At 63.0% G+C, this 25977-nt stretch carries 27 protein-coding genes and 1 riboswitch; of the genes, 17 read left to right on the top strand and 10 right to left on the bottom strand.

Annotated features, from left to right (window positions below):
* Window positions 1–77: 77 nt before the first annotated feature.
* From WBN73_RS04290 to purU, 3 genes are all read right to left on the bottom strand, one after another.
* Entirely contained in the window at window positions 78–596 is a 519-nt protein-coding gene (locus tag WBN73_RS04290; RefSeq protein WP_089594121.1) for a gamma carbonic anhydrase family protein, read from the bottom strand.
* A 73-nt stretch (window positions 597–669) separates the two neighbouring features.
* A complete protein-coding gene (locus tag WBN73_RS04285) occupies window positions 670–1335 on the bottom strand; it encodes a class I SAM-dependent methyltransferase (RefSeq protein ID WP_337339512.1) in 666 nt (221 codons plus the stop codon).
* Between the two features lie 21 nt (window positions 1336–1356).
* Complete coding sequence (purU, locus tag WBN73_RS04280; RefSeq protein ID WP_280627422.1) at window positions 1357–2208, bottom strand: formyltetrahydrofolate deformylase; 852 nt, start codon at window positions 2206–2208, stop codon at window positions 1357–1359.
* 35 nt (window positions 2209–2243) lie between these two features.
* A riboswitch (ZMP/ZTP riboswitch) is annotated at window positions 2244–2329 on the top strand.
* A 115-nt stretch (window positions 2330–2444) separates the two neighbouring features.
* Here purU and glyA point away from each other — a divergent pair.
* From glyA to WBN73_RS04225, 11 genes are all read left to right on the top strand, one after another.
* Window positions 2445–3740, top strand: coding sequence for a serine hydroxymethyltransferase (glyA, locus tag WBN73_RS04275; protein ID WP_280627423.1), 1296 nt, complete (start codon window positions 2445–2447; stop codon window positions 3738–3740).
* A gap of 133 nt (window positions 3741–3873) precedes the next feature.
* Window positions 3874–4767, top strand: a complete 894-nt coding sequence (locus tag WBN73_RS04270; RefSeq protein ID WP_207596753.1) for a bifunctional methylenetetrahydrofolate dehydrogenase/methenyltetrahydrofolate cyclohydrolase — start codon at window positions 3874–3876, stop codon at window positions 4765–4767.
* Window positions 4768–4914: 147 nt separating this feature from the next.
* Window positions 4915–5844, top strand: a complete 930-nt coding sequence (locus WBN73_RS04265) for an ABC transporter ATP-binding protein (protein ID WP_337339643.1) — start codon at window positions 4915–4917, stop codon at window positions 5842–5844.
* A gap of 37 nt (window positions 5845–5881) precedes the next feature.
* The gene (locus WBN73_RS04260) at window positions 5882–6700 is read left to right on the top strand and encodes an ABC transporter permease (protein WP_443193245.1); all 819 of its coding nucleotides are present in this window, start codon (window positions 5882–5884) and stop codon (window positions 6698–6700) included.
* Window positions 6697–7530 carry an ABC transporter permease gene (locus WBN73_RS04255; RefSeq protein WP_337339514.1) on the top strand — a complete coding sequence of 278 codons (834 nt, stop codon included), beginning with the start codon at window positions 6697–6699 and terminating at the stop codon, window positions 7528–7530. The genes WBN73_RS04260 and WBN73_RS04255 overlap by 4 nt, the downstream gene beginning before the upstream one ends.
* Before the next feature lie 67 nt (window positions 7531–7597).
* A complete protein-coding gene (locus WBN73_RS04250) occupies window positions 7598–8164 on the top strand; it encodes a hypothetical protein (RefSeq protein WP_207596755.1) in 567 nt (188 codons plus the stop codon).
* Window positions 8165–8174: 10 nt separating this feature from the next.
* Window positions 8175–9008 carry an exodeoxyribonuclease III gene (locus WBN73_RS04245; RefSeq protein ID WP_207596756.1) on the top strand — a complete coding sequence of 278 codons (834 nt, stop codon included), beginning with the start codon at window positions 8175–8177 and terminating at the stop codon, window positions 9006–9008.
* A gap of 20 nt (window positions 9009–9028) precedes the next feature.
* Complete coding sequence (trpS, locus tag WBN73_RS04240; protein WP_207596757.1) at window positions 9029–10150, top strand: tryptophan--tRNA ligase; 1122 nt, start codon at window positions 9029–9031, stop codon at window positions 10148–10150.
* 4 nt (window positions 10151–10154) lie between these two features.
* Window positions 10155–10832 carry a 2'-5' RNA ligase family protein gene (locus WBN73_RS04235; protein WP_207596758.1) on the top strand — a complete coding sequence of 226 codons (678 nt, stop codon included), beginning with the start codon at window positions 10155–10157 and terminating at the stop codon, window positions 10830–10832.
* Entirely contained in the window at window positions 10759–11844 is a 1086-nt protein-coding gene (locus tag WBN73_RS04230; protein WP_337339515.1) for a YihY/virulence factor BrkB family protein, read from the top strand. The genes WBN73_RS04235 and WBN73_RS04230 overlap by 74 nt, the downstream gene beginning before the upstream one ends.
* Before the next feature lie 24 nt (window positions 11845–11868).
* Window positions 11869–12021, top strand: coding sequence for a glycine zipper domain-containing protein (locus tag WBN73_RS04225; protein WP_280627428.1), 153 nt, complete (start codon window positions 11869–11871; stop codon window positions 12019–12021).
* Between the two features lie 23 nt (window positions 12022–12044).
* On the opposite strand, the gene WBN73_RS04220 is transcribed toward WBN73_RS04225, so the two are convergent.
* Window positions 12045–14258, bottom strand: coding sequence for a hypothetical protein (locus tag WBN73_RS04220; RefSeq protein WP_337339516.1), 2214 nt, complete (start codon window positions 14256–14258; stop codon window positions 12045–12047).
* Window positions 14255–15175, bottom strand: a complete 921-nt coding sequence (locus WBN73_RS04215) for a glycoside hydrolase family 43 protein (protein WP_337339517.1) — start codon at window positions 15173–15175, stop codon at window positions 14255–14257. Before WBN73_RS04215 ends, WBN73_RS04220 begins: the two co-directional genes overlap by 4 nt.
* A 111-nt stretch (window positions 15176–15286) precedes the next feature.
* Here WBN73_RS04215 and WBN73_RS04210 point away from each other — a divergent pair, with 111 nt between their 5' ends.
* On the top strand, window positions 15287–16588 hold the full coding sequence (locus WBN73_RS04210) for an ABC transporter substrate-binding protein (protein ID WP_337339518.1): 1302 nt from the start codon (window positions 15287–15289) through the stop codon (window positions 16586–16588).
* A 97-nt stretch (window positions 16589–16685) separates the two neighbouring features.
* Here the strand turns inward: WBN73_RS04210 and WBN73_RS04205 are convergent, their stop codons facing one another.
* The 5 genes from WBN73_RS04205 to sdhC form a co-directional block, all read right to left on the bottom strand.
* Window positions 16686–17453 carry an alpha/beta hydrolase gene (locus tag WBN73_RS04205; protein ID WP_089594135.1) on the bottom strand — a complete coding sequence of 256 codons (768 nt, stop codon included), beginning with the start codon at window positions 17451–17453 and terminating at the stop codon, window positions 16686–16688.
* Between the two features lie 143 nt (window positions 17454–17596).
* Window positions 17597–18379 (bottom strand): succinate dehydrogenase iron-sulfur subunit, encoded by a 783-nt coding sequence (locus tag WBN73_RS04200; protein WP_026542862.1) that lies wholly within the window; start codon window positions 18377–18379, stop codon window positions 17597–17599.
* Window positions 18379–20178 (bottom strand): succinate dehydrogenase flavoprotein subunit, encoded by a 1800-nt coding sequence (sdhA, locus tag WBN73_RS04195; RefSeq protein WP_207596763.1) that lies wholly within the window; start codon window positions 20176–20178, stop codon window positions 18379–18381. The genes WBN73_RS04200 and sdhA overlap by 1 nt, the downstream gene beginning before the upstream one ends.
* A 97-nt stretch (window positions 20179–20275) precedes the next feature.
* Window positions 20276–20737, bottom strand: coding sequence for a succinate dehydrogenase hydrophobic membrane anchor subunit (locus WBN73_RS04190; protein ID WP_017197835.1), 462 nt, complete (start codon window positions 20735–20737; stop codon window positions 20276–20278).
* Between the two features lie 3 nt (window positions 20738–20740).
* Complete coding sequence (gene sdhC / locus WBN73_RS04185) at window positions 20741–21121, bottom strand: succinate dehydrogenase, cytochrome b556 subunit (protein ID WP_089594138.1); 381 nt, start codon at window positions 21119–21121, stop codon at window positions 20741–20743.
* 289 nt (window positions 21122–21410) lie between these two features.
* Here sdhC and WBN73_RS04180 point away from each other — a divergent pair, with 289 nt between their 5' ends.
* The 5 genes from WBN73_RS04180 (at window position 21411) to WBN73_RS04160 (ending at window position 25876) form a co-directional block, all read left to right on the top strand.
* Window positions 21411–22508 (top strand): mannose-1-phosphate guanylyltransferase, encoded by a 1098-nt coding sequence (locus WBN73_RS04180; RefSeq protein ID WP_369746642.1) that lies wholly within the window; start codon window positions 21411–21413, stop codon window positions 22506–22508.
* A gap of 110 nt (window positions 22509–22618) precedes the next feature.
* Window positions 22619–23824 (top strand): amidohydrolase, encoded by a 1206-nt coding sequence (locus WBN73_RS04175; RefSeq protein ID WP_024820064.1) that lies wholly within the window; start codon window positions 22619–22621, stop codon window positions 23822–23824.
* A 122-nt stretch (window positions 23825–23946) separates the two neighbouring features.
* Window positions 23947–24381, top strand: coding sequence for a MarR family winged helix-turn-helix transcriptional regulator (locus WBN73_RS04170; protein ID WP_207596765.1), 435 nt, complete (start codon window positions 23947–23949; stop codon window positions 24379–24381).
* Between the two features lie 53 nt (window positions 24382–24434).
* A complete protein-coding gene (locus WBN73_RS04165; RefSeq protein ID WP_207596766.1) occupies window positions 24435–24866 on the top strand; it encodes an organic hydroperoxide resistance protein in 432 nt (143 codons plus the stop codon).
* Window positions 24863–25876, top strand: a complete 1014-nt coding sequence (locus tag WBN73_RS04160; protein ID WP_337339519.1) for an NADP-dependent oxidoreductase — start codon at window positions 24863–24865, stop codon at window positions 25874–25876. The genes WBN73_RS04165 and WBN73_RS04160 overlap by 4 nt, the downstream gene beginning before the upstream one ends.
* The last annotated feature ends 101 nt before the right edge of the window (window positions 25877–25977 follow it).

The following is a 25977-nucleotide window of genomic DNA, read 5'->3' as shown; positions in this document are numbered from 1 at the left end:
TCTACTTAAATGGTGCGAGGCCCGCTCTGCATCCCAAAACTTCAGGTTAGGGCGCAGAGCGGGCCCCGCATTCGTGCTTAAGCGTGCATGTCCCGGTGCGCCGCCGCGAGTTCCTTGTAGTGCGCGGCGTTGTGCTTCACGCCCTCAAACTCCTCATCGGTGAGTTCACGGCGGACCTTCGCGGGCACGCCGGCCACCAGGGAGCGTGGGGGAATAACCGTGCCCTCCAACACCACGGCGCCGGCGGCAATGAGCGAGCCCGTCCCGATGACAGCGCCATTGAGGATGGTGGCGCTCATGCCGATCAGGCAGTCATCCTCCACAGTGCACCCGTGGACTACGGCGCTGTGCCCCACGGAGACGCGCTCGCCGACCGTGCAGGGGAAGCCCGGGTCGGCGTGGAGGACTACGTTGTCCTGGAGGTTCGAACCTGCGCCGACGCTGATTGCAGCCGTATCTGCGCGGACGGAGACACCGTAGAAGGCGCTGGAGTCCTGGGCCAACGTGGCCTTGCCGATAATGGATGCGGTGGGTGCCACGAAGGCGGATTCATGGATGGCCGGGGTGTCCCCGGCGAACGTGTAAGAGGGAGCCATGGTGCCCAGCTTATTTCCCAACTGGGTAACAGCACATGTCGCACTGGGCTCTCAGTGGGACGTTTGCTGTTACCTACATGGGCAAAGGGGTGCGGAGGACCAGGAATTGGTAGTGCTGGACCCAGTTGCCCGCGCCGGGACCGGACTCCACGCCCACACCCTCGGGCCACGTCCGGAAATGCTCGATCGCGCCGTGCTCACCAAAGATCCGGCGCACAGTATCGTCGCTGCGGCGGCTGAAGAACCGCCGCGGTTCATCGAGGTCCTCCGGGTTCAGGACTTCCTCATCGTCACCTGACCAGAGTCCGACGGCGATGGGCGCACCAGGTGCGGTGACCCGCACCAGTTCGCTGACGACGTCGTGAATTCCGCTGTTGGGGACATGCAGAAGTGTGCTCATGGTCCACGCAGCTGAAAAGACCGAATCCCGAAACGGCAGGTTCCGGCCGCTGGCCACAGTTGCCTCAAGTCCGGCCGCGCACGCCAGGTGAACACTTTCCGAGGACAAATCCACGCCGGTGTAGTGCAATCCGGCGCGGACGAACTCCAAGCCCTCAACGCCTGTGCCGCACCCCAGCTCGAACAAGGAATGACGGTGTTCGGACTTCAGGAGCCGGATGAACCATTCTCTGCTCTCGACACGGTGTGGCGTGAGCGCGCGGGTGTTCCGGACAGGCGCCTGGCGGTCGTAGTAGACCGCCAAATCAGCCTCGTGCTCGGCGTGAGGAATGCCCCGCATACACCCAGCATAGGAGCGGCGTTAGTTGAACACCACGGTCCGGGTGCCATCCAGGAGCACACGGTGTTCGGCGTGCCACTGAACCGCTTGGGCCAGCGTTCGGCCTTCGACGTCGCGACCCATCTGGACAAACTGTGCAGCCGTGCGCGCGTGGTCGACGCGGATGACTTCCTGCTCGATGATCGGGCCCTCGTCGAGGTCGGCTGTCACGTAGTGGGCGGTGGCGCCGATGATCTTGACACCGCGCGCGTGGGCCTGGTGGTACGGCTTCGCGCCCTTGAAGGAAGGCAGGAAGGAGTGGTGGATGTTGATGGCCTTGCCATTCAACTCCGTGCATAGATCGTTGGAGAGGACCTGCATGTAGCGGGCCAGGACGGTCAACTCGACGTCGTGATCGGCAATGAGCTTCAACAGCTGCGCCTCGGCCTGGGGCTTGGTTTCCGGCGTCACCGGGATGTGGTGGAACGGGATGCCGTAGAACTCCGCCAGCGGCTCAAGGTCACGGTGGTTGGACACGATGGCAGGGACCTCAATGGGCAGGGTGCCGGTGCGCTGCTGGAACAGGAGGTCGTTCAGGCAGTGCGCGTCCTTGGAGCACAGGATGATGGTGCGGACCTTTTCGCCAACAGGATTGATCTGCCAGGTCATTCCGAACGATTCGGCTACCGGACGCAGGGCAGAGGCCAGTTCGTCCTGGGTGCTCGACGTCGTTGCCTCCACGCGCATGAAGAAGTTGCCTGTGCTGGGGCTTCCGTACTGCTGGGAGTCGGCGATATTGCAGCCGGCCGTAAGCAGGGCTCCGGCTACCGCGTGGACGATGCCGGGGCGGTCGGGGCAGGAAAGTGTTACTACGAAAGCGGTGGATTCAGTCACACGATCAAGCCTACCCGTGCCGCGTTGTTGTACTGTTAATGGGTCGCAACTGGCGTTGGGTGGACTACCACCAGGGAGCGGCAATCATGAAGACCACGGATCGTACGCCTGGGCCGAGGGTCATGTCTTACCGCCGCATGCACGTGACCGATCCCTCTGTAATCAAGGGGACGCGGGAATGCTGCTGCCGGTAGCCTGACCTGTAGCACCACCCGTTGCCTAGCCAGGAGATCTCCGTGACTACCACAACCACTTCCGCGTCTGTCAGCAACCAGTCGCTCGCCGATCTCGATCCCGAGATCGCAGCAGTCCTCAACCAGGAACTTGGCCGCCAGCGCGGCACCCTGGAAATGATTGCGTCCGAAAACTTTGCGCCCCGCGCGGTGATGGAAGCCCAAGGCTCCGTCCTGACCAACAAGTACGCCGAGGGCTACCCGGGCCGCCGTTACTACGGCGGTTGTGAATACGTCGACGTCGCTGAGCAGCTCGCCATCGACCGCGTCAAGGAACTGTTCGGCGCCGAGTACGCCAACGTCCAGCCGCACTCCGGTGCCCAGGCAAACGCTGCAGCGCTGTCGGCCATGATCACCCCGGGCGACAAGATCCTTGGTCTTTCCCTGGCACACGGTGGCCACCTGACCCACGGCATGAAGCTCAACTTCTCCGGCAAGCTCTACAACGTAGCTGCTTACCAGGTTGAAGAAGACAACTTCCGCATTGACATGGACAAGCTCCGCGAGCAGGCCATCGCCGAGAAGCCGCAGGTCATCATCGCTGGTTGGTCGGCCTACCCCCGTCACCTCGACTTCGCTGCCTTCCGCTCCATCGCCGACGAGGTTGGTGCCCTTCTCTGGACCGACATGGCACACTTCGCCGGTCTGGTTGCTGCAGGCCTGCACCCGAGCCCGGTCCCGCACTCCGACGTCGTCACCTCCACGGTGCACAAGACCCTCGCAGGTCCGCGTTCCGGTGTGATCCTTGGCAAGCAGGAGTGGGCCAAGAAGCTCAACTCCAACGTCTTCCCGGGCCAGCAGGGCGGTCCGCTCATGCACGTCATCGCGGCCAAGGCTGTTGCCTTTAAGATCGCCGGCAGCGAGGAGTTCAAGGAGCGCCAGGAGCGTGTCCTCGAGGGTGCCAAGATCATCGCTGACCGTTTGAACCAGTCCGACGTCGCCGAAGCCGGTGTCTCGGTCCTCACCGGCGGCACCGACGTTCACCTGGTCCTGGTTGACCTGCGCAACTCGCAGCTGGACGGCCAGCAGGCCGAAGACCTCCTGCACTCCGTAGGCATCACCGTGAACCGCAACGCTGTTCCGTTCGACCCCCGCCCGCCGATGGTCACCTCCGGCCTCCGCATCGGTACGCCTGCCTTGGCCACCCGCGGATTCGGTGCCACCGAGTTCACCGAGGTTGCCGAGATCATCGCCACCGCACTGAAGGCGGGCTCGGCAGCTGATGTCGAGTCCCTCCAGGCCCGTGTCGACAAGCTGGCCGCTGACTTCCCGCTGTACCCGCAGCACGAGCAGTGGTAAATCCGCGATTCCGCGGCTAAGTAACGCATCACCCGGGCACTGAACCGGAGCCCACGGGATCCGCCGCCACATCTTCGGCGGCGGGTCCCGTTGGCATGAGCCATTAGGTCACCCACCAGAAAGAGCAGATGGAATGACACAGTCCACCGCACAGATCCTTGACGGCAAGGCCACCGCCGCAGCCATCAAGGCAGAACTGACCACTCGCGTTTCCGTCCTCGCCGCCCAGGGAATCGTCCCCGGCCTGGGCACCATCCTGGTGGGTTCCGACCCCGGCAGCACCTGGTACGTCGGCGGCAAGCACAAGGACTGCGCCGAGGTTGGCATCCAGTCCATCCGCCGCGACCTCCCCGAGGACATCAGCCAGGAGGACCTCTTGGAGGTTGTGCGCGAGCTCAACGACAACCCGGAATGCACCGGCTACATCGTCCAGCTTCCGCTGCCCAAGCACATTGACCAGGACGTCATCCTCGAAGCCATGGACCCTGATAAGGACGCCGATGGCCTGCACCCGATGAACCTTGGCCGCCTGGTGGCCAACGTCAACGGCGAGATGAAGTCCCCGCTGCCCTGCACCCCCAAAGGCTGTGTGGAGTTGCTCCGCCGCCACAACATTGAACTCAAGGGCAAGCGCGTCCTGGTGGTTGGCCGCGGCGTCACCATCGGTCGCCCCATCGGCCTCCTGCTGACCCGCAAGGAAGTCAACGCGACGGTCATCCTCGCCCACACCGGAACGGTGGACCTGCCGGCGGAACTGAAGCAGGCCGACGTCGTGATTGCCGCTGCCGGCGTGCCGCACATGATCAAGGCTGAAGACCTCAAGCCGGGTGCAATAGTGCTCGACGTCGGCGTCAGCCGCGTGGACGACGGCAACGGCAAGGCTGTGGTCACCGGAGATGTGGACCCGGCAGCTGCCGACGTCGCCGCCTGGCTCTCCCCGAACCCGGGTGGCGTAGGCCCGATGACCCGTGCCATGCTGCTCGCGAACGTCGTGGAGAGTGCTGAGCGCCAGGCGGGCATCGCCTAGTTTCACACGCGCTAAACGAGAGGGCTCTTGCAAGATTATGTGCAAGAGCCCTTTCACATGTCGGTGGGCGCTACTAGTCTGCTGAGGGTGCACAATGAAGCAACCCGCTCCGCAACTCCCACTGAATCGTCGCAAACCCGCTTCGACATGAACCGACCCGCCGTCATCAGCGCGCAAAACCTCACCAAGACCTATGGTGACCTCACTGCCGTGGACAACATCTCCTTCGACGTACCGGCGGGGGAGTCCTTCGGGCTGCTGGGCCCCAACGGCGCCGGCAAGTCCACCACCATGAAAATGATCGGTGGCGTCTCCCAACGCACCTCGGGAACGCTCAGCATCATGGGCTTGGATCCTGAGTCGCACGGCCCTGAAGTCCGGGCGCATTTGGGTGTGGTCCCGCAGCAGGACAACCTGGACGAAGAGCTGAAGGTCCGCGAGAACCTGATTGTCTACGGGCGCTACTTCGGCCTGCCGCTGAGCTACTTGCGGCCGAAAGCCGATGAACTGCTGGAATTCGCGCAGCTGACGGACAAGGCAAACTCGAAGGTCGATGCCCTGTCCGGCGGTATGAAGCGGCGGCTCACCATTGCCCGCTCGCTCATCAACGAGCCACGGATCCTCCTCTTGGACGAGCCCACCACCGGCCTGGACCCCCAAGCGCGCCACATCCTCTGGGACCGGCTCTTCCGGCTTAAGGAAAATGGCGTCACCCTCATCCTCACCACGCACTATATGGACGAGGCAGAGCAACTCTGCGATCGCCTGATCGTGGTGGACAAGGGGCGCATTATGGCCGAGGGGTCTCCGGCGAACCTCATCCGCGAGCACTCATCGCGCGAAGTACTCGAGCTCCGGTTCGGGTCCGAGCGGAACGCGACCATCGGCGTCGAACTTCAAGGCGTCGGCGAGCGGCTCGAAACGCTGCCCGACCGCGTGCTCATTTATGCACACGACGGCGAGGCCGCGCTCGAGCAGGTCACTGCGCGCGGGCTCCGCCCCATGACCTCGCTGGTGCGCCGCTCGTCGCTGGAGGACGTGTTCCTGCGGCTCACGGGCAGGAGTCTCGTTGACTAGCGGCACTGACAAACCACTTACGACGGCGGCGCCGCCGTTGCGGGCCCACTCGCCTGAGGTTTCGGCTGCCCGGGCGCGGCGATGGGGCGCCTTTTTCTACGCAGAGCAAGTACTTCGCGTCATGCGCAACTACGGCTGGTCCGTGATCCTGTACAGCGTGGGGCAACCCGTGGCGTACCTCTTTGCCATGGGCGTTGGCTTGGCCAGCCTGGTGGACGCCAACAGCGAAGCCACGTTCGGCGGTGTCAGCTACTTGGAGTTCGTGGCTCCGGCGTTGTTGGTCTCGGCTGCGGTGATGACTGCCTCCGGGGAGTTCTCCTATCCCATCATGGACGGCTTCAAGTGGCGCCGTGTTTTTTATGGCCCACACGCCTCACCGTTGATTCCCGAGCAAATCGCCAGCGGACACATCATTGCCAGCACCCTGAGGTTCCTCCTGCAGTCGGTGGTCTACTTCGTGGTGGTGGCATTGTTCGGTGCTTCGCCGGGTCCGTGGGGCTGGGTGTCGGCCCTCGTCGCTACCGTTGCGGCGCTGTCCTTTGGCCTGCCGCTGATGGCTTATGCGGCCAGCATCAAACAGGACAAGGGGCAGTTTGCGCTGGTGCAACGCTTCATCGTGATGCCGCTGTTCCTGTTCTCGGGGACGTTCTTCCCCCTGGATTCCCTCCCGATCGCTGTCCGTTGGATCGGATGGATTTCACCGGTGTGGCACGGGACTGAGCTGAGCCGCGTATTCACCTACGGGATGGATCAAAGCCCTGTGCTGACCATCATCCACGTGGTTTTCCTGCTGGCCACGGCCGCAGTTGGCTGGATGGTCGTCCGCCGCCAGTTCGTGAAAAGGATGGGCTCATGAGTGTCCTGACAGGTGGCCACAGTGCCACGGATCGTGCGCGGGAGCGGAAGTTCGGCTCTCTTTATTCACGCAATGCCAAAGCCGTGGTGGGCCGCGGATTGATGGCGGCCAAGTCCAGCACATGGCTGGTCATGGTCTCCGGGTTCTTTGAGCCCGTGCTGTTCCTGCTGGCCATGGGCGTGGGCATGGGCTCCATCGTGGGCACTGTCCAAGGCCCTGGCGGCGAGGAGATCAGCTACGCGGCCTACATTGCACCGGCGCTGCTGGCCGTTTCGGCGATGAACGGGGCGATCTACGACTCCACGTGGAACGTGTTCTTCAAGATGAACTTCGCCAAGCTGTACCAGGGGATGCTCTACACCTCCCTGGGACCGCTGGATGTCGCGATCGGTGAGATCTTCCTGGCGCTCCTGCGGGGCCTGCTCTACGCCACTGGATTCACCGCCGTTATGGGCGTCATGGGTTTGCTCACCAGTTGGTGGGCCATGCTGGTCATTCCTGCCTCGGTGCTGATCGCCTTCGGATTCGCGAGCTTCGGAATGGGCATCACCAGCTTCATGAAGACTTTCCAGCAGATGGACTGGATCAACTTCTTCCTGCTGCCCATGTTCCTGTTCAGCGCCACGTTCTATCCGCTCAGCGTCTACCCGCAGGTCATCCAATGGTTCATCCAGGCCATGCCCCTGTGGCACGGCGTGGAGTTGCTGCGGCAGATCAGTGTGGGCTCGTTCAGCCCGGCCACCGCAATCCACGTGGGTTACTACCTGGTGATGATCGCTCTCGGGATCATGCTCACCACAGGAAGGCTGCGCCAGCTGTTCCTCAAGTGAAAGGTCCGGTGTTCGCCGTCCGTGGAAGCTGGCACAGGCACCTTCGTGGATTTGAGAGAATAGGTCCATGCAATCTCTCGGTGACCCGCACCCGTCCACGTCCCCCGCCGGCAAAGGCATGTTCAAGGGCTTCCGCATTGGCGGCCTGGGGATGACCGTCGTCATCATCGCGTTCCTGGTGGCCGTCATTTTCGCGGCAAACCAGAACGATGTTGTGGGTTGGGTTGTCGCAGTAGTGGCCTTCGGTTGGTTGGCTCTGGCCGCTTTCGTGGTGTTGAGCATCCGCAAGGCCGCGCAGCGGGCAGGTGCAAAACTGACCGAAGCGCAAAATGCCTTTAACGCCGCAGCCGGCCGCGCGCCGTCGTCGTCCGCTGCTGACAGTGGCGGCACGCGCGTCGTGGCCGAACGCAGCAAGTCAGATGAGGTTCGCGACCTCAAACTGGACCACTCCTTCAAGATCGTCCAGGTGCAGGTCCGTGTTGTGGACGAGGAGCGGGCCAAGGGCGGTGCCGCCGATCAGGACACCATCAACCGCGCACTGGAAACCATCGCCATTACGGCCACCAATGCGCGCGACATGATCAAGTCCTCCGGCGGCTCGGACGAGCCCGTAGCCGGCACCATCATCGACTAGAGTGGACCGGGTGAGTACGGCATTGAAGAAGGACTTCCTTCGCATCGCGTCAGTTAACGTCAACGGCCTGAGGGCTGCCTACAAGAACGGCATGGCGGAATGGCTGGAGCCCCGCGAGGTTGACATTCTCTGCCTCCAGGAAGTCCGGGCACCTGATGACATCGTCAGGAAGCTGATCGGCGAAGGCTGGCACATCCTCCACACCGAAGCTGAGGCCAAGGGCCGCGCAGGTGTTGCCATCGCGTCCCGCGAGGAACCTACTGCCACCCGCGTCGGTATTGGCGATGACTACTTTGACACGTCCGGACGCTGGGTTGAAGCCGATTACACCGTCAAGAACGGTGCCGGCGAATCCACCACGCTCACGGTCGTCAGCGCCTACGTGCACTCCGGAGAAGTGGGAACCCCCAAGCAGGATGACAAGTTCCGTTTCCTCGACGCCATGACGGTGCGCCTGCCTGAGCTCGCCAAGCACAGCGACCACGCTTTGGTAGTGGGCGACCTCAACGTCGGTCACACAGAGTTGGACATCAAGAACTGGAAGGGCAACGTCAAGCGTGCCGGCTTCCTCCCGGAGGAGCGCGCGTACTTTGACCGCTTCCTCGGCGAAGAAATCGGATGGAGGGATGTCCACAGGGGCCTGGCAGGAAATGTCGCCGGCCCCTACACCTGGTGGTCCCAGCGCGGTAAAGCCTTTGACACTGACACTGGCTGGCGCATCGACTACCACCTGGCTACGCCGGGCCTCGCAGCAGCCGCTTTCTCGGCTGTCGTGGACCGGGCGCCTTCGTGGGACACCCGCTTCTCCGACCACGCACCGCTGGTAGTCGACTACCGGCTCTAAGCTCCCTAAGGTATTCCTCCATGACTAGTTCCACCACGACTGAAACCGGCGCACCCGCTGATGCATCCGCCGACCCCAGGGCTGTGACATCCACCAAGCCAGCCGTAGGCGCCAAGCATCGCGTCTTGTCCGGCATGCAGCCCTCCGCTGACTCCTTGCACCTGGGCAACTACCTCGGCGCACTGGTCAACTGGGTCCGGATGCAGGACGAGTACGACGCCGTGTACTTCATCCCGGACCTGCACGCCATCACCGTTCCCCAGGACCCGGCCGAGCTCGCCCACCGCACTCGAGTCACCGCCGCCCAGTACATCGCCGGCGGCGTGGACGTGGAGAAGTGCACCCTCTTCGTCCAGTCCCAGGTCCCTGAGCACGCCCAACTCGCGTGGGTCTTGAACTGCATCACCGGCATGGGCGAAGCTGCCCGCATGACGCAGTTCAAGGACAAGGCGCAGAAGCAGGGGTCGGACCACGCCAGCGTTGGCCTTTTCACGTACCCGATCCTGCAAGCTGCCGATATCCTCCTCTACCAGCCGCACGGTGTGCCGGTGGGCGAAGACCAGCGGCAGCACGTGGAGCTCAGCCGTGACCTCGCCAACCGCTTCAACAGCCGGTTCGGGGAGACGTTCCAGGTTCCCGAAGCCTTCATCCAGAAGGAATCGGCAAAGATCTACGATCTTCAGAACCCGAACGCCAAGATGTCCAAGTCTGCGGAATCACCCGCCGGACTGATCAACCTCCTGGATGATCCCAAGACCGTGGCCAAGCGCATCAAGTCGGCCGTCACGGACACTGAAACCGAGATCCGCTACGACCGCGAGAACAAGCCGGGTGTCTCAAACCTGCTGACCATCTACTCGGCCATCAGCGGAACACCGGTAGAGAAGATCGTGGCTGACTACCAAGGCAAGATGTACGGGCACCTCAAGGTTGACCTCGCTGAACTCGTCTCCGGTCACCTGGCACCCATCCGGGAGCGGGCCAACGAGCTCCTGGCCGATCCCGCTGAACTCGACCGGCTCCTGGCCCTCGGAGCAGACAAGGCACGCGACATCGCGTCAGCTACTCTCGCGGATGTCTATTCCAAGGTCGGTTTCCTGCCCTACCGCGGAGATGCCCACCGCGACCTGGGAGTCCGCTAACTCCATGTGCTCCGCTGGCCAGCTCAACGTCAAGACCGACACCCGCAAGGGTGTCGGTCCGGACGACTCTCGCCAGACGGGTGTTGCCGGCACCGACTGCGGCGACGGTGACACCATGTGTGTTGGTGTCATCCTCGGCTTTCCACCGGAGATCGCCCGCGAACTCCAGGAATGGCGCGCCTCCTTCGGTGACCCGATGGCCGAGGTCATTCCTGCCCACATCACACTGATCACCACCACACCTACTCAGGACTGGGCCGCTACCCGCGAGCATGTACGGGAAGTGGCCCGGACCCAGGAACCCTTCCACATCACCATTTCCGGCACGGGTTCGTTCCGGCCCGTGTCACCGGTGGTCTTCGTGAACGTTGAAGAGGGCTTTGAAGAGTGCGTGCAGTTGCACGAGAAACTTCAAACCGGGCCGCTGGAACGGTTGCTCCCGTTCCCATACCACCCGCACGTCACGGTGGCCCACGATGTCGCCCAGGAAAATCTTGATGAGGCCGAAACGGTCCTCAGAGATTACCGGGCGACCTTCCCTGTGGTTAGCATGGGACTTTACGAGCACGACACCAATGGAATATGGCAGCTACGGGAAGAGCTCGACTTTGGCGGCGATACTGACGAAGAACAGCAAACGGATTCACGCCACGCAGGCGGACGCTCCTCCGCTGCCAACTGAGCTGGCCAAGCTCAAACTTGAGCTGCTTCGCAAGAGGCAGGAATGGGGCCAGTCCAAGCGCGCCGGTGATGGCCTGCCGAAGAAGGCCGGAGCGTTCTTTGCCCTCTTCATGGCCAGGCTGAACACCAACCGTGCCTTGCGTTCTTTCCAGCACTACACACGCCAGCATGGGCCTCTGTTGAGTGCGGGTATTGGCTTCAACATGTTCTTCTCCGTGACGGGTCTGCTGACCACTGGCTTTGCAGTGGCGGGAATCGTTTTGGGGGGAAGCCCGGCGCTTCAGGACGCCGTCATCGACAGCGTGGCCGCGGCGGCCCCCGGGCTCCTTCAAGTGGATGGCGGCGAAGGACTGGTGGATCCCCAGTCGTTGCTCAACCCGTCCGGACTTGGCTGGACAGCCCTGATCGCGGCGGTAGTGACTGTCTTCATCTCCCTGGGCTGGATAGCAAGCATCCGGGAGGGCATCCGGGGGATCATGAACGCCGCTCCGTTGGTGCGTAATGCTGTCCTCCAGAAGCTCATCGACGCCGGTACCCTGTTGCTCCTCGGAGTCCTTCTGGTCATCAGCGCAGGCGCCTCCCTGATTTTTGGGACAGCCGCCGATTGGTTCATCGGTTTGCTGAAGTTGGACGAGGCAGTGGCCGCACCTATCGCCGCCACCGTCAAGATTGTGGTTCCCCTCCTGCTGAACTGTGCGACGGCGGCAGTTCTCTTCCGTATCGCCGCCGGCCTTAAGCTGGGGAGGCGCGCGTTCCTTGAAGCGGTGGTGCTCGCCGGCACAGGGACCACTGTCCTTCAACTTTTCAGCACCGAACTCCTGGCCCGGTCAGGAAACAACCCCGTTCTGGCGTCCTTCGCCATCATCATTGGCCTGCTGATCTGGTTCAACCTGGTGAGCCAGGTGTACCTCGTCTCGGCGTCGTGGTCGGCCATTCGTGAGGCCGATACTGAGTCGGGGGAGTCCCCGCGCAAGAAAGTCCTTGGGTCGCGTCGCGTGGCGCCCCGCACCTGACAGTTCTTTCTCCCGGGAGGCGCCATGAACAATCAACTGTGGATCGGCTGCCTCCTCGGGGCTGCCGTTGGTCTCATTGTGGGGCAACTGATCTTTAAGTCCCCTTTCCTGGGCATCCTCATCGGGGTGGGGCTGGGGGCACTTGTCGGGGCTGCAGTGGGACCGCGCCGGGGATAGTGGGCGTGTCCCCTGGGCTGAGGCTAGGGTGCTTGCACCAGCCCTTCCCATGCCACGGTCCAGTCGGCCGGAAACCCGGGGGCGTGGCGGTCCGGACCGTTGTCCCATCCAGCTGCCATGAGAGCGACAGCGGCCAGCAGCCCACCATTTCCTGGCAGGTAGAGCGGCAACGAGTCCGTCTGCCGGTTGTGCCCGTTGGGCAGGACCGTGTTCTTGCCCGCGCTGAGGAGGAGCGCATCCACTGCGGCCTCCGGGTCCTCGAGCCGTGCTGCGGTCATGGCCATCACTGGGTAATCCCAGCCCCAGGTGCTGCCCCAGTCCCAGTCGGCCAGCACGTCCGAGAGTGTTGCCCGCATGATCTCCGGATCAATGATGTCTGTCAGCGGGAGGACTCCAAGGGCGCACAGCATGGACGGATGGTCGGTGCGGATGGTGAAGGGTTCACTATCGATCCCTGCGTACACGCCGCCGATCACCCGCGGAGGAACCATGCCCTCTGCTACGTCGGACCATCCAGGCACCGGTTCCAGGCCCAGCCGCTCCCGCCACGCTGAAGCCGTGCGCAGGCCCCACTGCCAGTAGGCCAGCTCGAAGGTGGGGTTGGTGACCTTGGACCGGATGGACCCGTAGCTTTCCTGCGCCGGGATCAGGGGTGGCCCCAGCTCGAATCCCCGCGAGGTGGGGTGGGCAAAGCCGGCCATGAAAGCAGCTGTCTCAAACACGATCTCCGCGAACTCTTCCAGGACGTCGCGGCTGGGGTTGGCCCGGTACACCAGTTCGGCCAGGTGGATGGGGTGCGGCTGCTGCCATATGAGGAATGTGCCGATCGGACTGGGGCTCTCCCGCCCGTCCGGCCCCACCTGCTTGGGCCAGCGAACGCCGTCGAATCCTTGCGCTTTGGCTGTCTGCCGTGAAGTCTCCAACACCGTGGAGTACCACCGCAACGACGGCAGGAGCAGCTCTACACGGTTCCAGTACGCAAAGTGGGCCGCATGCCACCAGTGCATCTCCAGATGGAAGCGGCCACGCCACGAGTTGCACACGAGCCCCGTTTCCTGCGGCGGCAAGGAACCCGCGCAATTGATCGCCGTGAGGTATTGGGACAACACAATCCGGCGTTCCAATTCCTTGGCGCGCGGATCATCGGTGGCATCGAGCTCGATCGCCCCGCCCGAGGACCAGAACTCCGGCCAGTAGGCGGCGGATGCTTCGAAGATTGAACGTGCCGGTGAAAGTGCGACGCCGGTCCGCATCTCCGCAGGGCCGTCCGGCTGATGGGCGTGGTTGGCTGGCCTGTTGTTGCCTCTCGGGATACAGTCGCCATCCCCGGCCGACACGAACGCCACGGAGAAGTCCAGCACCGTATCGCTGCCCGGTGTTCCAGGCGACGCCGGGGCGATGCGGAGATCATGCTGACCGGCCTGTACCACGGCCAGGCTCTGACCAGTGATCACCACCTCGTAGCGGGAATCGTCCAGTTCGCGCTGGGCGGTCCATGCTGTGGATCCGTTGTTTCCCATTGGTGACGGTCCACTGAGCGTGGTGGTGTGGGCCTCCGGTCGATCCCAGTCCGCGGCGTCATGCCAGGCCTCGGACCCGTAGGGGAAGCCGACACCGACAAACAATCCGGCACCAAGCGCAGTGGACTCCACACGGAAGCCGAGCTCATCCCGGTCCGGGTGGCACGCCGTCGTCACTTTCACCCGGTGACCTGCCACTGTGAACAGGCTGGTGATGGCTCCTGTCCAGAGGTCCAGTGTTTGTTCCGTGTCAATGATGTCCGCTGCATTCAACGGACGCTCGGTGCCATCCTGCAGCCAGCGAAAGCCGATGCGCCCCAAGTCCAGCCGGTGCGCGTTCGACCTGAGCCACGTTTCCGCCACGGAGGTGTCGGTTTCACGATCGTTCACGATGTCACCCACCATGTCCACGTAAGGGACTGGGCCGCGGGGCGAATCGTAAAGGACGGTGGATCCTGCGAGGTGGTAGGGGTGGGGTGGTGGAACGGAGTGCCAGCCCCACTGCGCTTGCGTTCCCAGGAGTGTCCCGGGTGGCAGGTCATCACGTGCGCCCACGGGGTAGTCGGTAGGTAATGACTGCAGCCCGGTGAGGTCCACTGTGAAGGCGAACTCGCCGTTGCCGACGGAGACGGGGCTGCGAGGATCCAGTTGCTGCTGCCGGACGTTGTGCCGCCGGACCAGTGCCTTGCGATCAATAGCGGGGTGTGGCGGGTTCATGTCAGCCTTTCTGAAGGGATGACGCCGGCGAGCGTCACGGTGTCCTCAAGTTCAAGGAGCGGGAAGAACGCTGCCCGTTCGTAGGGAGTTTTGTTTGGCTGGTGCAACGTCAGGAACAGGCTTCCGTCCAGGTGGCGGCCAATCATTCCATGGCCGCCATCTGCGCTCCAGAGAGGATCAGGCTCTTGCTTCCAGGGGCCCAGCACTGTCCCGGATTCGCTGCGGGCAATCCCCATGGCGTAACCGTTGTCACCGAAGCTGGACCACAGCATGATGAGCTTTCCGCTTGAAAGCCGGAAGAGGAACGGACCATCGGTGACATACACAGGAAACCCGCGGTCCCGGACGGATGGGACATCAAGGGCGCGGGACCAAGGAGCCTCCGATGCGCTGAAAAGGAACACCGGCACGCCCTTGGCGCTGCGCAGGTCCGGGTCGAGGCGCTGGGCCATCATGGCGCCGTCGTGCACCTGCTTCCATTCATGGCAGAAGACCAACCACGGCGTTCCGTCGTCGTCCACATGGAGCGTGCCGTCCAAGCATTGCCAATTTCCGGGCGTGACCGGACCGTCGCTCCATGGTTCGTAGGGACCCTCGGGCTTGTCTGCTGCCAGTATCTGCGTTCCGCGGAGGCGCCCGGGCGCAATGAAGGTGGCGAACATGAAGAAGCGCCCTTGGTACTCATGGACTTCGGGGGCCCAGTACTGCTCCTGGCTCCAAAATCCGCGCGGCGGCCTGAACGCCTCAAGGGGGCCCTGCCAGGTGAGCAGGTCGCTGCTTCGATAACAGTCGAATCCAGTGGCCTGTCCTGACCAGATGTTTTTGTCCGTGCTGCCGAACAGTAGATAATCGCCGGACGTGGGCTGGGTCAGCACGAAGGGGTCCCGGATCTGGATCTGGTTCAATCGTAGGTCCACTGCGTCCTCCTTGACGGATCCAAATAGTTCATATTCCAAACTATTGACGAATATACACCGCCTTGATACGTTTCAGGAACCGTTTTCTTGAGCCTGAAAGGAGCTTACCCAATGACGCGTAAATCTCTCCGACATCTCCGTAAGTCCATCGCTTTCGTAGCAGCCGTCAGCATGCTGGGCCTCACTGCGGCCTGCTCCAGCCCGTCCTCCAACCAGCCGGCAGATGGGCCAGTGGAGATCAGGTTCTCGTGGTGGGGCAACGCCACCCGGGCCGACCTCACCAACAAGGCCATCAAGGAATTCGAGGCGGCCAACCCCAATATCAAGGTCAAGCCGGAATACGGCGACATCGGCGGCTACTTCGACAAGCTGGCAACCCAAGTTGCAGCCAACGATGCCCCTGACGTCATCACCATGGGTGGCGCCTACCCGGCCGAGTACGCCAACCGTGGCGCCCTCCTGGATCTGTCCAAGGTGGAGGGTTCGCTGGATCTGTCCAAGATGGACCAGGGAGCACTGGAAAATGGGCAGGTCCAGGGCAAGCAGTACGGCGTCTCCACCGGTGCCAACGCCCTGGCCATCGTCGTCAACCCTGCCGTGTTCCAGGCTGCGGGTGTTGCCTTGCCGGATGACAGCAAATGGTCCTGGGACGATTTCGCCAAGACGGCAGAGGACATCACAGCCAAGAGTCCCAAGGGGACCTACGGCACCGCTACCGTCCTGACGCATGACTCGCTGGATGCCTTCGCCCGACAGCGCGGGAAGTCCCTCTATACCCAGGACGGCCAGTTGGGTCTGGACAAGGACACCGTGCGGGATTATTTCGATTTCTCGATGAAACTCAGTGAATCAGGCGCCGCTCCCAGCGCCTCGGAGACGGTGGAGAAGCTCAACGTCAGCACCGAGCAGACACTCATGGGCATGGGGCAGGCCGGCATGATGTTGACCTGGACCAACTCACTGACTGCCCTCAGCAAGGCCTCCGGTGCAGACTTGAAACTGCTCAAACTGCCCGGCGAGACGCCCACACCCGGGATCTGGCTCCAGTCTTCGCAGTTCTACACCATTTCAGCCCGGAGCAAGCACGCGGATGCTGCCGCCAAGCTGGTCAGTTTCCTGGTGAACAATGAGGCCGCAGCAAAAATCATCCAGAGCGACCGCGGGGTGCCCAGCAACTCCGGCATGCGCACGGCCATCCAGGACCTCCTGACGCCCCAGGGAAAAGTGGAAGCCGCCTATATCGACCAGATCGGCAAGATGGACTTCGCGCCAACGTTCATCGGTCCCACCGGTTCCACGGCGGTCTCCGAGATCACGGCCCGCATCAACACCGAAGTCCTCTTCAAGCGGTTGAGCCCGGAGAAGGCAGCAGAGCAGTGGCTGAGCGAGAGTAAAGCGGCCATCGGCAAGTAGTACCCAACTAGGTGACAGCAAATGCTCCACTGAGGCGTCAGTGGAGCGTTTGCTGTTACCTACATGGGCGGCTGGGCCCTCAGCCGGCGTCGCGGACCTAGCTGACTTCCAGGTAGGGGTCCGCCCACGCTCCGATGATGCGCGCAACCCGTGCGGCCTGGCCCTTTCCGGTAAGGAGATGCTCGCTGCCCTCCAGGGAGATGAAACTCCGGGGGTGCCGGGCCGTACGGAAGATCTCGCTGGCGTTGTCGATCCCCACGGTGTTGTCGGTGGGGGAGTGCATCACCATCAGCGGCTTGTGAAGGGTGCGGATGCAGTCGCGCAAGTCGGCGCGTTCCACGTCCTCCACAAAGTGGCGGCGTACCTCCATGGGACGTCCGCCGAGGTCAACCACGGCGCTGCCGTCGCGCAGGATGTCCTCAATCTCCGTGTCGAACATGTGCTCGACGTGCTTGGGCTCGTACGGTGCGGCAACGGTCACCACGGCGTTCAGGCCAGGGACGTCGCGGGCTGCGGCCAACACGGCTGCACCGCCGAAGGAGTGGCCCACCAGCAAGGAGATTCCCCGGCCCTGCTCCCTCATGAACTCTGCGGCCAGGATGGTGTCGGCCACCTTCACGCTGAACGATCCCGCTGACCATTCACCGGCAGAACCGCCCAAACCCAGGTTGTCGAAACGCAGCATGCCGACGCCCTGCTCAGCCAATCCCTTGCAGATGCGGGAAGCGGCGGGGCTGTCCTTGCCGAGGGTCAGTCCGTGTGAGTACAAGCCCCAGCCGCGGACGGGCCCTTCCGGGACGTCCACGATGCCGGCCAGGGTGTCGCCGGTACTTCCCGTGAAGCTGATCTTTTCAGAGCGTGACACGCTGATCTCCTTGCATTGCGGTGGCGTTTTCCGTGACGGATCCGGCGGCGGCTGGCTTCGACACTTGGTTAACGACGACGGCGCCCCTCACCAGCAGTGGTGAGTGGCGCCGTCGTCGTGGTTGTTCTTGTACGAAACGCGAACTAGATCTTGCGGGACAGGATGGCCTGCTTGACCTCTGCGATTGCCTGGGTCACCTGGATGCCACGGGGGCAGGCTTCCGAGCAGTTGAAGGTGGTGCGGCAGCGCCACACGCCTTCTTTGTCGTTGAGGATCTCAAGGCGCATGTCGCCGGCATCATCACGGGAATCGAAGATGAAGCGGTGCGCGTTGACGATCGCTGCCGGACCAAAGTACTGGCCGTCGGTCCAGAAGACCGGGCAGGATGAGGTGCAAGCGGCGCACAGGATGCACTTGGTGGTGTCATCAAAGCGCTCACGGTCCTCAACGGACTGCAGGCGTTCCTTGGTGGGCTCGTGGCCCTTGTTGATAAGGAACGGCATGACTTCGCGGAAGGACTGGAAGAAGGGTTCCATATCCACGATCAGGTCCTTCTCCACGGGGAGGCCCTTGATCGGCTCGACGGTGATGGGCTTGGTGGTGTCCAGGTCCTTCAGCAGCGTCTTGCAGGCGAGGCGGTTGCGGCCGTTGATGCGCATGGCGTCTGAACCACAGACACCGTGGGCGCAGGAGCGGCGGAAGGAAACGCTGCCGTCGATCTCCCACTTGACCTTGTGGAGGGCATCCAACACGCGGTCCGTGCCATACATGGTCAGCTTGTAGTCATCCCAGCGTGCCTCGTCCGAAATTTCGGGATCGTAGCGGCGCACGCGGAGCGTGATGTGGAACGTGGGGATTTCACCGTCGCCGGCAACACTTGCCGGGAGCTCGATCTTGGAAGCGGGCTCTGCCATTTCGGTCGTCATTAGTACTTACGCTCCATCGGCTCGTAACGGGTGAAGATAACGGGCTTCGTCTCAAGACGGATGCCCGCGACGGATTCCGCCGAGGAGTCGACGGTGACGGAGGTGTCCAGGTAGGCCATGGAGTGCTTCATGAACTTCTCGTCATTGCGGTCCGGGAAGTCTTCGCGGTAGTGGCCGCCGCGGGACTCTTCACGGTGCAGTGCACCAACAGTCATGACCTTGGCCATGTCCAGGAGGAAGCCCAGTTCCACGGCTTCCAGGAGGTCAAGGTTGAAGCGCTTGCCCTTGTCCTGAACGGTGACGTGCTTGTACCGCTCCTCGAAGGAAGCGATGTCGCGAAGGACCTGTTCCAGGGATTCCTTGGTACGGAACACCTGCATGTTGGCGTCCATGGTGTCCTGCAGTTCCTTGCGGATCTGCGCAACACGCTCGGTGCCGTTGCCGGTGAGCAGGCCGTCCAGGATGCCGCGGGTCATTGCCTCGGGGTCCTCGGGCAGCTCGACGTAGTCGGCCGTCTTGGCGTACTCCGCAGCAGCGATGCCCGCGCGCTTGCCGAACACGTTGATGTCCAGGAGCGAGTTGGTGCCGAGGCGGTTGGAGCCGTGCACGGACACACAAGCAACTTCACCGGCTGCGTAAAGGCCCGGGACGATCGTGTCGTTGTCCTGGAGCACTTCCGTGGTGATGTTGGTGGGGATGCCACCCATGGCGTAGTGCGCCGTGGGGAACACGGGAACCGGATCGGTGAACGGTTCCACACCAAGGTAGGTGCGGGCGAACTCTGTGATGTCCGGAAGCTTGGCTTCGATGTGAGCCGGCTCAAGGTGGGTCAGGTCCAGGAGGACATAGTCCTTGTTAGGGCCGCAACCGCGGCCTTCGCGCACTTCGTTCGCCATGGCACGGGCCACGATGTCACGGGGTGCGAGGTCCTTGATGGTGGGGGCGTAGCGCTCCATGAAGCGCTCACCCTCTGAGTTGCGCAGGATGGCACCTTCACCACGTGCACCCTCGGTGAGGAGGATGCCCAGGCCGGCGAGGCCGGTCGGGTGGAACTGGAAGAACTCCATGTCTTCCAGGGGGATGCCGCGGCGGAAGGCAATGCCCATGCCGTCACCCGTGAGGGTGTGGGCGTTGGACGTGGTCTTGAAGACCTTGCCGGCGCCGCCCGAGGCGAACACCACGGACTTGGCCTGGAAGACGTGAAGTTCGCCGGAAGCGAGGTCGTAGGAGACCACGCCGGCAACGCGCTTCTGCTTGTACGGGGTACCGTCTTCGCGCACTGCGTCTTCTTCGACGATCAGCAGGTCCAGAACGTAGTACTCGTTGTAGAACTCAACGTTGTGCTTGACGCAGTTTTGGTACAGCGTCTGCAGGATCATGTGGCCCGTACGGTCGGCTGCATAACAAGCACGGCGGACGGGAGCCTTGCCGTGGTCACGGGTGTGGCCACCGAAACGGCGCTGGTCAATGCGGCCTTCGGGCGTGCGGTTGAACGGCAGGCCCATCTTTTCCAGGTCCAGCACGGCGTCGATGGCTTCCTTCGCCATGACCTCGGCTGCGTCCTGGTCAACCAGGTAGTCGCCACCCTTGATGGTGTCAAAGGTGTGCCATTCCCAGTTGTCTTCTTCGACGTTGGCCAGTGCTGCACACATTCCACCCTGGGCTGCACCGGTGTGCGAACGGGTGGGGTAGAGCTTGGTCAGTACCGCTGTGCGTGCGCGCTGACCGGACTCGATCGCGGCGCGCATGCCGGCGCCACCTGCACCGACAATAACGACGTCGTACTTATGGACCTGCATACCAGATGCTCTCTCTTTCAAAATTCAGATGGTCTGCGGAGGCTGCTCCGCTACGTCAGGCGAACCGGTTCACTCCGCAGAGCCACCGGAAACGCTGCTACGGGGCCGGGCAGAATCCGCCAGGAAGCTGAACGCCGTCAACAACAGGGCACGGGTTGAAGGTGAAGATCACCAGCGTGCCCAGGATGATGATGACCAGGGTGGCCGCGTAGAGGACCATCTTGAGCCAGAAGCGCGTGGAATCCTTCTCGGCGTAGTCGTTGATGATGGTGCGGACGCCGTTGGTTCCGTGCAGCATGGCAAGCCACAGCATGGCGAGGTCCCAGAACTGCCAGAACGGATCTGCCCACTTGCCGGCAACAAAGCCGAAGTCGATCGCGTGGATGCCTTCGCCTACCAGCAGGTTCACGAAGAGGTGGCCGAAGATCAGCACCACCAGGACGATGCCGGAGAGGCGCATGAAGAGCCAGGCGATCATCTCGAAGTTGCCGCGGCTGGAGCCGGTGCGGTTGTACTTCGGGGCGATTTTTCCGCTGCGCGGGGATTCGATGGTTGTCATGGCTTAGTGGCCTCCCAGCGCGAGGGAAAGGTGGCGGATGGCGAAGCCGGCGAACGTGACCAGCCACAGCGCAAGCACGATCCACAGCATCTGGCGCTGGTACTTGGCGCCCTTCTTCCAGAAGTCGATGGCAATCACGCGCAGGCCGTTGAAGGCGTGGAAAATGATCGCAGCGACCAGGCCCGTTTCCCCCAGGGCCATGAGGGGGTTCTTGTAAGCACCAATGACGGCCGTGTAGGCCTCAGGGGACACGCGCACCAATGAGGTGTCCAACACATGGACCAACAAGAAGAAAAAGATCACTACACCGGTAATACGATGTCCAACCCAGGACCACATGCCTTCACGGCCGCGGTACAAGGTGCCAGCTGGTTTTGTCGGCACTGATTAAACCTTCCTGCAACACAGCGGCGCTGGCATGGGATCCACGCGGGGGGAACGCCTGCTGCGAGAGCACTCGTAGCTCACGCCTAAATCTAGGCTTCGCTCACAGCATATTCAATTTAGGACGGGCTTCTCTCCTTGTTAATTCCATGTTTCCTGCCAGTATTCAGGCGATTTTGCCCAGTCCCTGAGACGAACGCCACATGCGTGGCGTACTGCGGGGCTTCGCGCTTGCGTCGGATAAAGTGTTGCGGTGAGTACAGAAGACGCGAAATACCCGGAATCGCCCATGAACCGCTTCCATGCGGTTATTCCGGCCGGCGGTGTGGGGACCCGGTTGTGGCCGCTCTCGCGGGCCGCTGCGCCCAAGTTCCTCCACGACCTGACCGGTTCCGGCAGTACGTTGTTGAGGGCCACCTATGACCGCCTGGAGCCGCTGGCCGGTGAACGGGTGCTCGTAGTGACAGGCGAGGCCCACCGTGCCGCTGTTTGCCGCCAGCTCCCTGAAATCGGGGACGACGAACTGGTGCTCGAGAGCGAGCCCAAGGACTCCGGTGCTGCGATTGGACTGGCCGCTGCCATCCTGTACCGCCGCGACCCGGACACCATCATGGGCTCCTTCGCAGCGGACCAAGTCATCAGCCCGGACCATCTTTTCCAGGAAACGGTGCGCGAGGCCATCTACACGGCCGCCATGGGCAAGATCGTCACCATCGGCATTAAGCCCACGCACCCCTCCACCGGTTTTGGCTACATCCGTTCCGGCGCTGCCCTCAACGTGGAAGGCGCACCGAATGCGCTGGCGGTGGCTGAGTTCGTGGAGAAGCCAAGCCAGGAAGTCGCCAATAAATATGTAGAAGCAGGGGACTACGTCTGGAACGCGGGCATGTTCGTTGCTCCCGTGGCGCTCATGCTGAAGCACCTTGAAGCCAACCAGCCCGAACTGTTCAAGGGCCTCCAGGAAATCGCAGAGGCCTGGGACACTCCCCAGCGCGCCGAAGTCACCGCGCGTGTGTGGCCCACATTGCCCAAGATCGCGATCGACTACGCCGTGGCCGAGCCCGCAGCGGCAGCCGGCGATGTCGCCGTCGTGCCTGGCACTTTCCGTTGGGACGACGTTGGCGACTTCGCCGCGATCGGCCGCCTCAACAATGCAGGCGATGTGGACGAGGTGACCGTGCTCGGTGAAGGCGCCCGTGTGTTCGCGGAGAATGCCAGCGGCGTGGTGGTCTCCGACACCAAGCGCGTCATCGCCCTGATCGGCATCAAGGACGTGGTCATCGTGGACACCCCGGACGCGCTCCTGGTCACCACCAAGGAACACGCGCAACTGGTCAAGGGGACCGTTGACGCCCTCAAAGCCAGCGGCGATACGGACGTGCTGTAACGCAGCTCCTTATACCGTGAGCCACCTCTTTGGTTGTCCTGCACCTGAACGCAGCGTAACCAAGAGGTGGCTTTCGTTCTTTGCGTGCCGCGGATGGCTAGAGTTGTGACGTGCGCAATTACACGACTGAAACCGAGCCCGCTCCCGTTGTGAGTCCTTGGGTTGATGAACTGCTGCCCGGACTCATCGAATTCCGGCGTGACCTCCATGCGCACCCCGAACTTTCCTTCAAGGAATTCCGCACTACGGACAAACTCGTGGAGCGGCTCGAAGCGGCAGGACTGAAGCCGCGGCGGCTGGAGGAGACCGGGCTGACGGTTGACGTGGGCGAGGGCCCCATTGCCACCGCCCTCCGTGGCGACATCGACGCACTGCCGATCATCGAGGAGACCGGCCTGCCCTTCGCTTCGAAGAACCATGGCGTTACCCATGCTTGCGGGCACGACGTCCACACCACCGCCATGCTCGGCATTGCCTTGACGCTGCAGCGGATGCACAAGAACAATCCTCTGGGCGGCACAGTCCGGATCATCTTCCAGCCGGCAGAGGAAACCATGCCGGGTGGGGCGCTGTCCTGCATTGAGCAGGGAGTCCTTGAGGGGGTGCCGCGCATCCTTGCGCTGCACTGCGATCCCCGGATCAACGTGGGCCAGATCGGCACCCGCATCGGGGCGATTACCTCTGCCTCGGACACCATCAAGATTGAACTGTCCGGCCGGGGCGGCCACACGTCCAGGCCACACCTGACCGAGGACCTTGTGTTTGCGCTGGCCCAAATAGCGGTCAATGTTCCGGCCGTCCTTTCCCGCCGGGTGGACGTCCGCAGTGGCGTGTCCGTTGTCTGGGGCCAGATCTCCGCAGGCTCTGCCCCCAATGCCATCCCCGGCTCCGGTTACATGGCCGGCACCATGCGTTGCCTCGACCGCGATGCCTGGCACAGCGCGGGGGAGCTGCTGGACGACGTCGTCCGGCAAGTTGCTGCGCCGTACGGCGTGGACGTCCACCTCGAACACACCCGTGGCGTGCCGCCTGTGGTCAACTCCGAGCACGAGACCGCCCTCATCGAAGCTTCCGCCCGCGCTGAGCTGGGTGAAAACGCTGTGGTGCTCACGCCTCAGTCCATGGGAGGCGAGGACTTTGCCTGGTTCCTGGCAGACCTCCCAGGTGCCATGATGCGCTTGGGCACGCACACGCCCGGCGGCGAAGAATACGATCTCCACCGTGGTGACTTCATCGTGGATGAGCGTGCCCTGGGCTACGCCATCCGCGTCCTGACCGCCGCCGCCCTGCGCACCATCCGCGACCTCGAGCAGTAGACCCAACCAAGCCGCAGTCAAGCGCGTTTTGACCGCTCAAAACGCGCCCAACTGCGGCTCAGTTGGGTGCGGTCGGCGCAGATAAGTTGTGCACAATTGAATTGTGCACTATCGTTTTATCCATGAGTGATGCACCCCGCCTCCGCCACCAGGTCTGCTTTGCGCTGTATTCGGCGTCCAAAGCCGCGACGGCGGTCTACCGCCCCGTGCTGGAGGACCTTGGCCTGACGTACCCGCAGTACCTGGTGATGCTGGTGCTGTGGGAGCAGGAGCCGCGGAGTGTCCGCGACCTCGGCGCCGAACTGGGACTTGATTCAGGCACATTGTCGCCGCTCCTGAAGCGCCTTGAGGGCCTGGGGTTGGTGGAACGCCGCCGCTCCGCCGAGGACGAGCGCCGCGTGGACGTGATCTTGACCGACGCCGGGACCGCCTTGAGCGACCGTGCCCAGGCTGTGCCCCAGCGCCTCGCGGACGCCGCCGGACTTTCTGCCGGTGAGATCGAACAACTCCACGCCACCCTCGGCAAGCTCACGAAAGCCCTCAACGGCTCACTCTGACAAACTCCCGGAAAATCCCGAGACGTCCATTCCCGAAGAGAAACGGAAACACCATGAAGACTCTCTACACTGCCGAGGCACTGGCCTCCGGCGAAGGCCGCGACGGCAACGCCCGCACCAATGACGGCAAACTGGATGTAGCACTCGCCAGCCCCGTGGAACTCGGTGGCAACGGTGAAGGCACCAACCCCGAGCAGCTCTTCGCCGCCGGCTACGCAGCCTGCTTCCACTCCGCGCTGCGCCTGGTGGGCCGCAAGGAACGTGTTGACCTCAGTGATTCCGCCGTTGCCGCCAAGATCCACTTCGGTGCACTGACTGACAGCGAAGGCTACGGCCTGGCTGCAGAACTCGAGATCGCGCTGCCTGCCCTGGACCGCACCACCGCTGAAGAGTTGATGGTCAAGGCGCACCAGATCTGCCCGTACTCCAACGCCACCCGCGGCAACATGGCCGTAGACCTCAAGCTCGTGGAGTTCGCAGCATGAGCGCCGCCGCTACCGAAACCCGCGAAATCCAGCTTGCTTCCCGCCCGGTGGGCCGTCCGGTTCCAGAGAATTTCCGGCTGGCAACAGCGCAGCTCCCCGAGCTCGCCGAGGGACAGCTCCTGGTGAAGAACCAGTTCATGTCAGTGGACCCCTACATGCGTGGCCGCATGAACGACGTCAAGTCCTACTCGGCGCCGTTCCGCCTCGATGCAGCGCTCGACGGCGGTGCGGTAGGTGAGGTCATCGCGTCCCGGTCCGACGCGCACAAGGTGGGTGACGTCGTCGTGCATCAACTCGGCTGGCGTGAGCACGCCGTAGTGGACGCCGCGGCAACCACTCCGGTTCCGTCGGGACTGGCCCCAACCTCCGCGTTCCTTGGCGCCCTGGGCATGACCGGCCTGACTGCCTATGCCGGACTGCTCAAGGTGGCAGAGTTCAAGGAAGGCGACGTGGTGTTCGTCTCCGGCGCGGCAGGTGCAGTCGGCTCAATGGTGGGCCAGATCGCCAAGGCCATGGGCGCCTCCAAGGTCATCGGCAGTGCAGGATCGCCGGAGAAGGTAGCCCGGCTGCTGGAGCTTGGATTTGATGCTGCCTTCAACTACAACGATGCGCCCGTGCTGGAGCAGCTGAAGGCAGCTGCGGGGGAGCGCGGCATCGATGTGTACTTCGACAACGTCGGCGGGGAGCACTTGGAAGCCGCGTTGGCCACCCTCACCGTCGGTGGCCGGGTTGCCATGTGTGGAGCCATTGCGCAGTACAACTCCACCGAGCCCCCGGTGGCGCCAAGGAACCTGGCCGTGGCGATCGGCAAGCAGCTGACACTGCGCGGATTCCTGGTGGGTGGACAACGGCAGCACGCCGCTGAATTCGCGCAGAAGATGGCCGGCTGGCTCGCCGACGGCAGCGTCAGCTATGACGAAACGATCGTCGACGGCTTGGAAAATGCACCACAGGCCTTCATCGACCTCCTGGATGGCGCCAACACCGGAAAGATGCTTGTCCGCCTCTGATCCACTGGTGAATCGCGTGTGACTTGCGCACCCAGCTACTGCTTGGTAACAAAAGGTCAACAATCTGACCTGGAGTGATCAATTGTGGTAGCTGGGTGTGT

It is taken from the genome of Paenarthrobacter sp. CCNWLY172 (assembly GCF_037402035.1).
GTDB lineage: Bacteria > Actinomycetota > Actinomycetes > Actinomycetales > Micrococcaceae > Arthrobacter.
This window is presented reverse-complemented; position numbering and strand designations above follow the sequence as displayed.